This is a genomic window from Ruegeria sp. HKCCD6157 (assembly GCF_013110685.1).
In the GTDB taxonomy this organism is placed as follows: Bacteria; Pseudomonadota; Alphaproteobacteria; order Rhodobacterales; family Rhodobacteraceae; genus Ruegeria.
Genome location: NZ_WVRB01000004.1, coordinates 239,526 through 252,244, shown reverse-complemented (window position 1 = coordinate 252,244; position 12,719 = coordinate 239,526). Strand labels below are relative to the sequence as shown.

Annotated in this window: 14 protein-coding genes; 6 read left to right on the top strand and 8 right to left on the bottom strand. The window is 57.4% G+C overall.

Translation table 11 applies throughout. The features are described from left to right. Window positions 1–38 precede the first annotated feature (38 nt). Genes GS612_RS14850 through GS612_RS14840 form a run of 3 tightly spaced genes read right to left on the bottom strand, consistent with a single transcriptional unit; the run spans window position 39 to window position 2,526 of the window. A complete protein-coding gene (locus GS612_RS14850; RefSeq protein ID WP_171641361.1) occupies window positions 39–1,013 on the bottom strand; it encodes a threonine/serine dehydratase in 975 nt (324 codons plus the stop codon). After that, window positions 1,010–1,840, bottom strand: coding sequence for an alpha/beta fold hydrolase (locus GS612_RS14845; RefSeq protein ID WP_171641359.1), 831 nt, complete (start codon window positions 1,838–1,840; stop codon window positions 1,010–1,012). Before GS612_RS14845 ends, GS612_RS14850 begins: the two co-directional genes overlap by 4 nt. After that, window positions 1,840–2,526: a haloacid dehalogenase type II gene (locus tag GS612_RS14840; protein ID WP_171641357.1), complete on the bottom strand. Its 687-nt coding sequence runs from the start codon at window positions 2,524–2,526 to the stop codon at window positions 1,840–1,842. The genes GS612_RS14845 and GS612_RS14840 overlap by 1 nt, the downstream gene beginning before the upstream one ends. A gap of 126 nt (window positions 2,527–2,652) precedes the next feature. Here GS612_RS14840 and GS612_RS14835 point away from each other — a divergent pair, with 126 nt between their 5' ends. Next, window positions 2,653–3,081 (top strand): peptidylprolyl isomerase, encoded by a 429-nt coding sequence (locus GS612_RS14835; protein WP_171330048.1) that lies wholly within the window; start codon window positions 2,653–2,655, stop codon window positions 3,079–3,081. 271 nt (window positions 3,082–3,352) lie between these two features. Here GS612_RS14835 and GS612_RS14830 read toward each other — a convergent pair whose 3' ends face one another. Genes GS612_RS14830 through fabA form a run of 3 tightly spaced genes read right to left on the bottom strand, consistent with a single transcriptional unit; the run spans window position 3,353 to window position 5,920 of the window. Next, window positions 3,353–4,144 carry an enoyl-ACP reductase gene (locus tag GS612_RS14830; RefSeq protein ID WP_171641355.1) on the bottom strand — a complete coding sequence of 264 codons (792 nt, stop codon included), beginning with the start codon at window positions 4,142–4,144 and terminating at the stop codon, window positions 3,353–3,355. Window positions 4,145–4,149: 5 nt separating this feature from the next. Further along, window positions 4,150–5,379, bottom strand: coding sequence for a beta-ketoacyl-ACP synthase I (gene fabB / locus GS612_RS14825; protein ID WP_171117367.1), 1,230 nt, complete (start codon window positions 5,377–5,379; stop codon window positions 4,150–4,152). A 31-nt stretch (window positions 5,380–5,410) separates the two neighbouring features. Continuing rightward, window positions 5,411–5,920, bottom strand: a complete 510-nt coding sequence (fabA, locus tag GS612_RS14820; RefSeq protein ID WP_171641353.1) for a bifunctional 3-hydroxydecanoyl-ACP dehydratase/trans-2-decenoyl-ACP isomerase — start codon at window positions 5,918–5,920, stop codon at window positions 5,411–5,413. A gap of 186 nt (window positions 5,921–6,106) precedes the next feature. On the opposite strand from fabA, the gene irrA reads away from it, so the two are divergent. Beyond that, complete coding sequence (irrA, locus tag GS612_RS14815; RefSeq protein WP_171232636.1) at window positions 6,107–6,523, top strand: iron response transcriptional regulator IrrA; 417 nt, start codon at window positions 6,107–6,109, stop codon at window positions 6,521–6,523. A gap of 6 nt (window positions 6,524–6,529) precedes the next feature. Here the strand turns inward: irrA and GS612_RS14810 are convergent, their stop codons facing one another. Then, window positions 6,530–7,426: a LysR substrate-binding domain-containing protein gene (locus tag GS612_RS14810; protein ID WP_171641351.1), complete on the bottom strand. Its 897-nt coding sequence runs from the start codon at window positions 7,424–7,426 to the stop codon at window positions 6,530–6,532. Window positions 7,427–7,509: 83 nt separating this feature from the next. Here GS612_RS14810 and GS612_RS14805 point away from each other — a divergent pair, with 83 nt between their 5' ends. Next, complete coding sequence (locus GS612_RS14805; protein WP_152457161.1) at window positions 7,510–8,331, top strand: phytanoyl-CoA dioxygenase family protein; 822 nt, start codon at window positions 7,510–7,512, stop codon at window positions 8,329–8,331. On the opposite strand, the gene GS612_RS14800 is transcribed toward GS612_RS14805, so the two are convergent. Continuing rightward, a complete protein-coding gene (locus GS612_RS14800; protein WP_171641349.1) occupies window positions 8,314–9,177 on the bottom strand; it encodes a hypothetical protein in 864 nt (287 codons plus the stop codon). The genes GS612_RS14805 and GS612_RS14800 overlap by 18 nt on opposite strands. Before the next feature lie 123 nt (window positions 9,178–9,300). Between GS612_RS14800 and miaB the strand changes: the two genes are divergently transcribed. From miaB to GS612_RS14785, 3 genes are all read left to right on the top strand, one after another. After that, window positions 9,301–10,620, top strand: a complete 1,320-nt coding sequence (miaB, locus tag GS612_RS14795) for a tRNA (N6-isopentenyl adenosine(37)-C2)-methylthiotransferase MiaB (protein ID WP_171641347.1) — start codon at window positions 9,301–9,303, stop codon at window positions 10,618–10,620. Between the two features lie 58 nt (window positions 10,621–10,678). Continuing rightward, on the top strand, window positions 10,679–11,557 hold the full coding sequence (locus GS612_RS14790) for an outer membrane protein (protein WP_253286188.1): 879 nt from the start codon (window positions 10,679–10,681) through the stop codon (window positions 11,555–11,557). A gap of 136 nt (window positions 11,558–11,693) precedes the next feature. After that, window positions 11,694–12,716 (top strand): PhoH family protein, encoded by a 1,023-nt coding sequence (locus tag GS612_RS14785; RefSeq protein WP_171641345.1) that lies wholly within the window; start codon window positions 11,694–11,696, stop codon window positions 12,714–12,716. Window positions 12,717–12,719 lie beyond the last annotated feature (3 nt).

Here is a 12,719-nt window from a genome sequence, read left to right as displayed (position 1 = left end):
GCGGTCCTGATGCAATTTGCACAGCTTTCGCACCCATGTCAGGTCAGGAATTCCAACGCCTTAGCAAATATTCCCGGATCGACATTCCCGCCCGATGTGACGACGATCACGTCGTCGCCTTCGATCTCGTCGCCCCGGAAAAGGGCCGCGGCCAGGGCTACGGCGCCGCCGGGTTCCAACACGACTTTAAGGCGCAGAAAGGCATATGCCATGGCCTGCAATGCCTCGTCTTCGGTGACAGAAAGTCCGGGGCCGCAAAGACGGTGAAGGATCGGAAAGGTGATGTCGCCGGGCTGCGGTGTCAGGATCGCATCGCATATGTTACCCGACGCCGCATTGTTGTTTTGAATGCGACCTGACGCCAAGGATCGTTTGACGTCGTCGAACCCTTCCGGCTCACAGGGGCGCGCCCGCAAATTCGGCGCGTGTTTCTCCAGCGCCAGCGCAATGCCCGAGGTCAAACCTCCGCCGCCGCAACAGATCAGAACATCCGCCTGCGAAACCCCAATTTTCGCTGCCTGCCTGGCGATTTCCAGCCCGGTTGTGCCTTGCCCCGCGATGACCTGCGGTTCGTCATAGGGGCGGATCAGGGTCAGACCACGTTCGGCAGCGATGGCCTCGCCTATTTCCTCCCGTCTTTCATTCGCACGATCGTACAAAACGACTTCGCCGCCCAACGCGCGGGTGTTGTCGATCTTGAGTTGCGGCGCGTCCGACGGCATGACAATGACCGAGGCAATCCCGTGCTTCGCGGCGGCCATCGCAACGCCTTGCGCATGGTTGCCTGATGAATATGCGATCACACCACGCTGGCGTATGCCCTCATCCAGCGCCGAAATGGCCGACCACGCGCCGCGAAACTTGAAACTGCCGGTATGTTGCAGGCATTCCGGTTTGACCCAAATCCGGCGGCCCGCAAGCGTGTCGAGAAAGGGCGACGACAGGATCGGCGTTTCGCGAACGTGTCCTTTCAGCCGCTCTGCGGCGGCTTCGATCATCTCAAATGTGCTCATGCGGCGTTCTTCAATACCTTCTGTATCAGGTCCAGTGATTGGGGTTCGTTCAGGAAAGGAACATGCCCACGATCCGGTACCACGACCGAGATCAGGCCCGGGTGTCGGTGCCGCATCTCGGCCAGAGTGGCCACGCCCAGAACATCGGAATTCGCGCCCCGGATCACACCGGTGGGAATGTCGCGCAAGGCTTCGAAGAACACCCATAGATCAGGGGCTGCCCCGCTTGCAGCTTGTTCAAGAAGCGCCTTGCGCAAGGCTGGATCATATCGCAGCTTCAGCCCATCCTTGCGCATTTCATACTGAAATTCTGCCTGTTTGCGCCAGGTTTCCAGTGGAACACCGGGAAATTGCGGCTCCATTACGTGTTTCAATTCGGCGGCGGCTTCATCATAGGTTTTGGCCGTGGGCTGCGCCCCCACGTAGGCCATTATCTTGGCGATACCTGACGGCTCGATAACTGGCCCCACGTCATTCAGAACTACGGCGGCCAGACGTTCGGAGTGGCTTGCGGCCAGCGCCATGGCGATCAGCCCGCCGCGCGATGTTCCCAGAATGACTGCTTTGGCGATCCCCAGATGATCGAGCAGCTCAATCGCGTCATGGGATTCGCGGAAGACATTGTAGTTCATGAAATCGGGGTCGTATTCCGAACGCCCGCGCCCCCTGTAATCCATGGCGATCATGCGCAGGCCCGAGGCATGTGGCGCAAAAAACGAAAAGTCGCGGCTGTTTCGGGTCAGACCGGCCAGACACAAAAGCGGCGTGCCGGTGCCAGCCTCTTCGAAATAGATGCGCCTGCCGTCCGTTGTCATGAATTCTGACATCAGAGACCTGCCAGCTTGGGAATCGAGGTCAGATCGGACAGCACATGCGCAGGTGTCCAGGGAAGGCGATCCATGGGTTCACCAATCCGATTGACCCATGCGGTCACAAAACCGTACCCGCTGGCCCCGGCAGCGTCCCAGCCGTTCGAACTGACGAACAAGACCTCATCGCGTGCGCAGCCAAACCTGTCTTGCACCAGATCATAGACACGGGCGTGGGGTTTGAAGATGCCGACGCTTTCGACCGACAGAACATTATCCAATACATCGCCGATTCCGGCGGACTTTACGGCTCCGTCCAGCATGGGGGGCGACCCGTTGGACAGGATCGCCGTTTGCAGCCCACCATCCTTGAGGGCTTTCAGCATGGCCGGAACTTCGGGATAGGCCTGCAATTCCCAATAGAGATCAAGCAGACGTTGGCGCAGTTCCGGGTTGCCTTGCAGGCCTGCGGCCTCCAGAGCCCAATCCAGCCCGTCCTGGGTGACGTCCCAGAAATCCGCATGCGCATCCGCCACGGCGCGCAGCCACGTGTATTGCAGCTGTTTCAGACGCCAATGCCCCGCAACTTTGGTCCATTTGTCTTTCAGGGCTTCGAAACCCGGCTCGTCTGCCGCCTGTCGGGCAGCCGCGGCAACATCGAACAATGTTCCGTAGGCGTCGAACACACAGGTCGTGATCGGCATATGGTCCTCCTTAGATTGCGCGCAGGTTGGCACATCGGCGCAGGGGGTGAAAGAGCCGAGGGTTTACAACATTGTGTCAACCTATAGGGTTGGCCGCTTAACCCCTTGGAACGGCCGGAGGCCACGATGACCGAAATCAAACAAGGCGACACGGTTCGCATCCACTACACCGGGACGTTGCTGGACGGCAAAGTCTTTGACAGCTCGGACGGGCGTGATCCGCTGGAATTCGTGGTCGGGTCGGGCCAGATCATCCCGGGTCTGGACCGTGCCATGCCGGGCCTGTCCACCGGGGACAAGACGCGGGTCGAGATTGCCTGCACCGACGCCTACGGCCCGATCAACCCGGCGATGCGTCAGGAAATTCCCCGTGAAGGCATTCCAGACGACATCCCCCTGGATCCAGGGACACAGTTGCAGATGCAAACGCCAGAAGGTCAGGCCGTGCCTGTAACGGTTGTGGATTCAAACGAAGCCACTGTTACCCTGGATGCAAATCATCCGCTGGCAGGGCAGGATCTGGTTTTCGAGATCGAAGTCGTTTCAGTCAACTGAGACATGGTTCGGGCCGGATGTCCGGCCCGGATCTCACCCTATCAGAGCGTGAAACGCGGCCCGCACCTGTGGCTGCGTAAAGAAGACAAATACCAGCAACAGCGAAGTCAACGTAAGCAATAGCACCCTGGCCCGTTGGCTGAGAAAGCCGGGCTTTCGCCTGCTTTGCGTCACGCGTGCATTATTTGCAATGATTTGGTCAAGTTTGCTCATATCGATTACCTGCCGCTTAATGATGGTAAAATCTGGGCAGCGGCAGGGAAAGATATGGTCACATGGATTCGGGTTGAGGCATGCCCAGAACGTGGAAACCACCGTCAACGCGGATGATCTCACCCGTCGTGCAGGCACCGGCATCTGACGTCAGGTACACAGCCGTTCCGCCGACAGCTTCAAGTGTGGCGTTAGAGCGCATCGGTGCATTCTGATCGCAGAATTTGTAGGTTTTGCGTGCGCCGCCGATGGCTGCACCGGCGAGGGTTCTCATCGGCCCCGGGGAAATCGCATTCACGCGGATGCCATCGGGGCCAAGATCGTTGGCCAGATAGCGCGTTGCTGATTCCAGCGCAGCCTTTGCGACACCCATCACGTTGTAGTTGGGCACAACCCGGTTGGAACCCTGATAAGTCAGGGTCAACAGGGAACCGCCATTGTCTTTCATCATCGGATAGGCGCGGCGCGCGACCTCGATGAAGGAATAGGCCGAAACATCCATCGAATGCTTGAAATTGGCCCGTGTGGTATTCAGGAACCGACCTGTCAGCTCGGACTTATCCGAATAGGCGATAGCATGGACCACGAAATCTATGGTGGGCCAACGTTCGGCCAACTCGCCAAAAGCGCGATCCAGAGACTCGTCGTCGGTGACATCCGCATCGACCATGAAATCGCTGCCCAGGCTCTGAGCCAACGGCTCCAGCCGTTTTCCGAATGCCTCGCCCTGATAGGTGAATGCCAGTTCGGCGCCAGCCTCGTGCATGGCCTTGGCAATGCCCCACGCAATCGAGCGGTCATTGGCCACGCCCATGATCAGGCCGCGTTTACCTTTGAGAAGATCCGACATTACTTTCACCCGTTATACTTTGAAAGAACCATGGACCCGTTTGTGCCGCCAAAGCCGAAGCTGTTGGTCATGACACTGTCTAGTCCTGCGTTTTCAACCACTTGAGTTGCAATTTCACCGGGCTGAATGCCTTCGGCAAGCGTGTCGACATTGATCGATGGTGTAATGAAATCATTTTCCAGCATCAGCAGGCAGAAAATAGTTTCAAGCGCGCCCGCCGCGCCCTGAGCGTGGCCTGTCATCGACTTTGTCGAGGAGATGGGGGGTACGTTGCCTTCGCCAAAGATGCGGCGCACTGCCTCTACCTCACCCACATCGCCGACGGGGGTCGAGGTGCCGTGGGCATTGATATAGCCGACCTTGCGCCCCTCGGGCAGGGTACTCAGAGCAAGTCTCATCGCGCGCTCGCCGCCCTCACCTGAAGGAGCAACCATGTCGTGGCCGTCTGAAGTTGCGGCATAACCCGTAACTTCAGCATAAATCTTGGCGCCGCGGGCCAGGGCGTGGTCCAGCTCTTCCAGAACAACGATTCCACCGCCGCCCGAAATCACGAAACCATCGCGGTTTTCGTCGAACGCGCGCGAGGCTTTATCGGGTGTGTCATTATATTTCGACGACATCGCGCCCATTGCATCGAACAGGCAGGAAAGCGTCCAGTCCAGTTCTTCACCGCCGCCGGCGAACATCACGTCCTGTTTGCCAAGCATGATCTGTTCGGCCGCGTTGCCGATGCAATGCAGCGAGGTCGAGCAGGCCGACGTGATCGAATAGTTGATGCCCTTGATCTTGAACGCGGTCGCCAGATTGGCCGAGATCGTCGAGCACATGCATTTCGGCACGGCAAACGGCCCGATGCGCTTGGTCGCGCCCGTCTTCAGAACAGTCTGATGCGCCGTCAGCATCGCGCTGGTCGATGGTCCGCCAGAGCCAGCAACAAGCCCGGTGCGCGGATTGACGATCTGGTCTTCGGTCAGACCAGAATCGGCAATCGCCTGGCTCATGGCGATATGTGCATAGGCCGCCCCTGGACCCATGAAGCGCAATGTGCGCTTGTCCACATGCTGGGCCACGTCGATCTTGAGCGTTCCTGCGATCTGGCTGCGAAAACCATGTTCCGCCATCTGTTCGCTGGCCACGATCCCGGATTTACCTGCTTTGAGCGAGGTCAGTACCTCTTCGGCATTGTTCCCGATCGAGGACACAACCCCCAGACCGGTGACGACTACTCGACGCATGTGCGCACTCCTTGTTTCAGACCGTTCAGGCTCAGGCCTCGGACAGAACGACCTTCATGTCCTTGACATCATAAATCATCTCGCCATCGGCTTCGACAATGCCATCCGCCACACCCATTGTCAGGCGGCGCGTTTGAATCGCTTTTTTGAAATCGATTTTATACGTCAGCATCTTGCGGCCCGGGCGCACCATGCCGGTCAGCTTTACTTCGCCGACGCCAACGGCCATGCCGCGCCCCTGCCATCCACGCCAGCCAAGGTTGAAACCGGTCAGTTGCCAAAGCCCGTCCAGCCCCAGACAGCCCGGCATGATCGGGTTGCCCGGAAAGTGGCACTCAAAAAACCAAAGGTCGGGTGTGATGTCGAATTCGGCCAACACATGGCCTTTGCCGTGCAGGCCGCCATCGGCAGAGATGTCGGTGATCCGGTCCATCATCAGCATCGGTGGGGCGGGCAATTGTGCGTTGCCGGGGCCAAATAACTCACCGCGAGCGCATTTCAGCAGATCATCTTTGTCAAAACTGCTAGGGAACTGGGCCATTCTGCCACCTTTCCTGCCGGGGGTCTGTCTTTACATCTGGCTTCGTCTAACACCCGTTTGCAAGGTCCTGCAAGAGCGGCGCGCCACATCATGTTGTGTTGGTTCTTATCTTGCGAATGAATTTCATTTGTAATTGCCGGTGATGCGCCCCTATATATAAAGGCAGCAATAACGGGTATCGGATCAATGACACCTCAGAGCCGCGAAATCGCAACAGGTTGGCTGGTGAATGCGGGCTTGCGACCTACGCGTCAGCGCGTGGCGCTGGCCGAACTTCTGGTGGGCGACGGCCGCCATCGCCATGTCACCGCAGAAAGCCTTTTTGACTCGGCAAAGGCGAACGGGGATGCGGTGTCTCTGGCAACGGTCTACAACACTCTGCGCGCTTTTTGCGATGCGGGTGTGCTGCAAGAAATCACAGTGGACGGATCGAAAAGCTATTTCGACACGAACACGCATGATCATCCCCATTTTTACTGGGAAGACGACGCAAGGCTAAGTGATGCGCCGTCGGATCAGCTGGTCATTCAGCGCCTTCCCGAGGCGCCGGAAGGTGTCGAAATCGCATCTGTCGATGTCGTCATTCGCTTGCGCAAGAAGTAACAGACCTTAAACGCCTGTCAGCCCGGCCACCAAAACACGTTCGGCCTTTTCAATGACCGTGTCAGAGGGCCCTGTGCCGTGCCGTGCCAGAACGACGGATTCTGCTGTGTCCGGATTGGCAATCAGTACGCTGACCAGATGCTTGTTGTCATAGCTGACGCTGCTGGGTGGGCTGGTATAGCTGATCCCGATTCCCTCACCATGGGCGGCAAGGCTGCGTTGAATCTCAAGGGATGCGGCCCGGTGCGCGACGGTAGGGCGCAGCCCGTTTTGCCGGAACAGGCCGAGAATGTGTTGGGCTGACAATCCTTCCGAAGACAGAATCAACGGATAACCTTCCAGCGCTGCAAGGGTGGCTTCCGTGGTTGTCGCCAATGGATGATCCGGGGACATCAACGCCTTCGGCCTGCTGTCGAACAGCTTTGTACGGGCGAACCCCGCATCCATGGTCAGATCGTATGTGATTGCAATGTCAATCTGGCCATCGATCAATCCATTCAGCAGCCCTTCGAAGGACCCGGCCACGTATGTAAGGTTGATATCGGTGAACGTGTCGCGGAGAAGTTGCAGGGCCGGGGCCAAAAGGAAGGGGGCAAGGTCCGTAAAGCAGCCCAATCTCAGCCGAGAGGTGCCCGGCGCAGAGGTAACGGACGTTTCGATTCGCGCAGCATTTTTCAGCAAGACCTCGGCCTGGTCTATGAACGTACGTCCCTGGGGTGTCAGTGCCATGGCTGCGCCTCGGCGGCGAACGAACAGCGGATACCCCAAATGGGCTTCAACGCGCGTCAGCGCAATGGACAAGGCTGGTTGCGAAACATTGAGATGCTGGGCTGCCGCCGACAAACTGCCGTGACGCCCGACTGCACAGACATATTCATATTGGCGCAGCGAAATATATAACATGAGCTTAATAATAACTTCGAAAGATATGATTTGAACAGAATACATTTTTCCGGGCAAAAACAAAAAAACTTCAGGAGCTTCCGATGCCACACCCTCTTGTTTCTCAGCAGATGATCGACACTTATCAGGCCGACGGTGTCGTACTGGTCAAAGGGCTGTTTGCGGATCACGTGGATCAACTGCGCGATGGTGTGGCCGTGAATATGGCCGATCCCGGTCCCTATGCCTCGGAAAACAAGAAGGCGGGTGAAACAGGTCGTTTCTTTGATGATTACTGCAATTGGACTCGGATTCCGCAGTTCCGCGACGTGATCGAGACGTCTCCCGCAGCTGAGGTTGCCGCGGATCTGATGCAATCGAGACGCGTTCAGATGTTTCACGATCACGTGCTGGTCAAGGAACCCGGTACGTCGATGGCGACACCGTGGCATCAGGACGGCCCATATTATTTCGTCGAGGGTCAGCAGACGATCAGCTTCTGGTCTCCGCTTGATCCGGTCAGGCAGGCGACGCTGCGGTGTGTCGCCGGGTCGCACCGGTGGGAGAAAGAAGTTCTGCCGACACGATGGGTCTCCGAGGACGGCTTTTTCCCGGATGAAGGTCAGTACATTCCTGTGCCGGATCCGGATGCCGAAGGTATGAAGATCGTCGAATTCGAGATGGAGCCCGGCGATGCCGTCGCTTTCAACTATCGCACGCTGCACGGTGCGCGCGGAAACCAGTCGGACAGCCGTCGCCGCGCCTTTTCACTGCGGCTGGTGGGCGACGATGCCCGGTATGTAGAGCGCCCCGGCCGAACCTCGCCCCCGTTTCCCGGTCATGACATGACGCCGGGACAGCGCCTGCGCGAGGATTGGTTTCCGATCTTGTTGCAGCGCCAGGCCGGCTCAGAACCACTGACCTGATTCGATCAGCCCGAGATCCAGCAGCTGGCGGGACTGCCATTCAAACGGCACCGAGTTGCGCCAGCGAAAGCTTCGGATGTCAAAGGTTGACCCTGCATTGGATTTCAGAGCCTTCGCGGCACGGAAGGAACAAATGGCGGCCGTCAGGTTGTGATGCCAGGGACAGGAATAGGTATTGTATTCCGGTTCGTTGAAGGTGTGATCGGGTCTCAGCACCAGGTTTTTTTGCGCTTTGAACAATGCGATGCGGTCGATCCTGCGACGTTCGTAGGGGATGTGGTCCTCGAACCGCCATCGCAACCCACCGGAAAGATCCACCTGACGGTCCAGCGGTTGGCCGCTTGGGTCGTGGCGGGTATGGGCATAATAGCCAACACTGTCGAACATGGCCTGATCCGGGGCCACGCCATTGGGATGTGCGGTCAGATCCTCGGCGTATAGGTCAACGACATAGCTGAGCATCGCATTGCGACGCTCTTCACCATGAAAGACAAGCATCTCGCCCACGCTGCGCGTTTCGCAGTAGGGAAAGAATAGGTATTCGGCGTTGTAGCAATAATACATCCAGATGCCGGGTGCGGCCTGAATGATCCTGTTTATGGTTTCGAACACGACCAGCCGGGGAACACATTTCAAATTGATCCGATGCACCTTGGCGGACAGGTCCTCTGTCAGGTGAAACTCGTCCGGGGCAAAGACGATCACGGATTTGAAGCCGAGCCTTAGATGATGGTGCAGCGTGCTGGCCAGCTCCACGTCGTCCTCGGCAAAAATCAATGCTACGGGGCCTTTGGACAGTGCGGCCTGTCCCGATTTCAGGAAATGGTCGAGGGAATCGTACGTCATCGGGTGCTTTTTGGTCCGGCCTTGCTGGAAAGTCCTGCCAAATTCGGGTAATTGCGCCCGCATTGCAAGCGGCGTTCGAAGCGTATAGATGACGCCGATCCAGCGAATGCAAAGGCCCGTCCCATGTCCGAACCGAAGAAGCTGTTTATCAAGACTTATGGCTGTCAGATGAACGTCTATGACAGTGAACGCATGTCCGAGGCGCTGGGCGGGCAGGGCTATGTCGAAACCAAAACGCCTGACGATGCCGACATGATTCTGCTGAACACTTGTCACATCCGCGAAAAAGCGGCTGAGAAAGTGTATTCGGAACTCGGTCGCTTCAAGGGTCTGAAGGCCGAAAAGCCTGACCTGAAGATCGGTGTGGCAGGCTGTGTTGCGCAGGCCGAAGGTGAAGAAATCATGCGCCGCCAGCCGCTGGTCGATCTGGTCGTCGGTCCGCAAAGCTATCACCGTCTGCCCGAGATGGAGGCCAGGACCCGTGCGGGCGAAAAGGCGCTGGACACCGATTTCCCCGAGGAAGACAAGTTCGAAAAACTGAAAAACCGTCCCAAGGCCAAACGCGGCCCGACGGCGTTTCTGACCGTTCAGGAAGGGTGCGACAAGTTCTGCGCCTTCTGCGTGGTGCCTTATACGCGTGGGGCCGAAGTCAGCCGCCCCGCGGATCGCATCATCCGCGAAGCCCATGATCTGGTTGAACGCGGCGTGCGCGAGATCACGCTGCTAGGTCAGAACGTGAACGCCTATCACGGGGCCGGCCCCGACGGAGACATGACCCTGGCCGGGCTGATCTGGGAACTGAACAAGGTTGACGGGCTGGAACGTATTCGTTTCACCACGTCGCACCCCAATGACATGGCCGACGACCTGATCGAGGCGCATGGCAGCTGTGAGAAATTGATGCCATATCTGCACCTGCCGGTTCAGTCGGGCTCGGACCGTATCCTCAAGCGAATGAATCGCAGCCACACGGCAGAAAGCTATCTGCGCCTGATCGAGCGCATTCGTGCGGCGCGCCCGGATATCGTAATGTCAGGGGATTTCATCGTCGGCTTCCCCGAAGAAACCGAAGAGGACTTTCAGGCAACGTTGGATTTGGTTGAAGAGGTCAAATACGGCTACGCCTATTCCTTCAAGTATTCCACACGCCCGGGAACACCGGCGGCTGAACGGGCTCAGGTTGATTCGGCTGCGGCGGATGATCGATTGCAGCGCCTTCAGGCCCTTATCACGCGGCACCAAAGGGAAATTCAGGACGGTATGGTCGGTCGTACAGTCCGCGTTTTGTTTGAAAAACCGGGTCGCCTGCCGGGCCAGATGGTCGGAAAATCCGAGTATCTGCACTCGGTGCATGTGAAAGGGCCCGAGATTGCCGTTGGTGATCTGAAAGAGGTCCAGATCACCGACTCGGGCGCCAATTCTTTGGCGGGTGAGCTGCTCTGAGTCGGTAAGATTCCGCCGTTCAGACACCATAGTTGGTGTTTGTTTCGAAAATTTACCCTTGATTTATTGCTTGGAACTATGCTCGGAGAGGAGCCATGTTTTTTCAGGCGCCGTGTTTGCGTCAAAAAAACGATTATTCGCCGATCCCGAGATCGGAGTGATGGAGGTACGAGTGCCAATCTTGAACAGCTTCAGGACCCTGAGCCTAGTGAAAACCTTGCCTTTGGCCTCAGTTGTCACTTTTTTTGCCAGCGCGACGATTGCCGGAGACCTGAAGAGCACGACAACCGATCCTGTCGTTATCAGCCCCAAGAAGTTCAGCAGTGACGTCAGTGCATTTTATCTGGGGATTGCTGGCGGCTACGCCTCAGGCTGGGACGATCGATTTGGTCTGAGAACACCCGCCGGACTGTTTGATATTGGCGACCTGAACGTATCCGGGGCATACGGTGGCTTTCGTGGTGGTTGGCGTGGTGTTCTGCCTTCAAGGTGGGGGCGTGATTTCGTTTATGGTTTTGAAGTCAGTTATGATTTCGGATCCTTGGACGATAGTGTCAGAACCCAGATCGGCGGTTCGAACGTTGAGGGTGGGGCAGAGATATCTGACGTTTTGTCCCTCAAATATCGAAGCGGCCTGACAAGCCGAAACGGTCGAGTTCTGTACTTTTTCAGCGTCGGTTACCTGTGGGGCGATGTTGAAACAACCAACAGCATCACATCCGGAACTACAGTACAGAGCTTTTCGGCATCGGATCGGCGGGGCGGATATACCGCAAGCATCGGTGCCGAACACAAGCTGACAGACAATTGGTCGGTCACCGGCGAATACGAATACGTCCAGTTCAAATCTGAAGACGTTCAATTCGGTTCGGGCTTTTCCACGAAGTCCACACCGAAATACGGCGGCTTGAGATTCGGGCTGAACTATACGTTCTGATGCGCGTCTGACAGGCTTTTTTCTTTTGTATGGTCGGCGCTTTTGTCATCCGTGGGCTTATTTTTGAAACTGTGGCTTGCGCCCACCGAGATTTGTTGTCTACGCTCGGGGAGAACTGCCAAGACAGGAGAACGGATTGGCCATCGGTGCCCTGACCCCACCGCAAGACGAAATGCCCCAACGCGAGGCGTTTTTAGAGTTTCCCGACAACCGATTGTTGATTGACCTGTGCGGCGAATACGACCGCAACCTGACCGACATCGAAAGCAAGCTTTCCGTCCAGATCGTGCGCCGCGGCAATCAGCTTGTCGTGATGGGCGATGAAGACGCCCAGAAGCAGGCTATTGAGGTGCTTCAATCGCTTTACGCGCGATTGGAAGGCGGGCGCGAGGTCGAGGCCGCGGACGTGGACCGAGAACTGCGGATGGGTGGTTCGGAACAGGGGACCGGCAGCCGCGACGGCGATCAGTTGGAAATGTTCAAGGGCGGTTCAGTCGAAATCAAAACCCGCAAGAAACTGGTGGAACCGCGCACGGACGCCCAGAAGGCTTATGTGCAGTCACTGTTTCAAAATGAGCTTGCATTTGGCATCGGGCCAGCTGGCACGGGGAAAACCTATCTGGCTGTCGCCGTGGGCGTGTCGATGTTCATTGGCGGGCATGTGGATCGAATCATCCTCAGCCGCCCGGCGGTCGAGGCGGGTGAAAAACTGGGCTATCTGCCCGGTGACATGAAGGACAAGGTCGATCCCTACATGCAGCCGCTGTACGACGCGCTGAATGATTTTCTGCCCGGCAAGCAGCTGGCCAAGCTGATGGAGGAAAAGCGAATCGAAATAGCGCCGCTGGCGTTCATGCGTGGACGCACGTTGGCCAATGCTTTTGTAGTGCTGGACGAGGCACAGAACGCCACGACCATGCAGATGAAGATGTTCCTGACTCGTCTGGGCGAAGGCAGCCGCATGGTAATCACCGGCGACAGGTCTCAAGTGGATTTACCACGCGGCGTTCAGTCGGGTTTGCAGGATGCGGAAAGACTGTTGAAAACGATCCCCAACATCAGTTTCAACTATTTCACGTCCAAGGACGTGGTTCGCCACCCGCTTGTGGCCGCGATCATCGAAGCGTATGAGGCGGATGCGGGCCGCGAAACCAGTTGATTG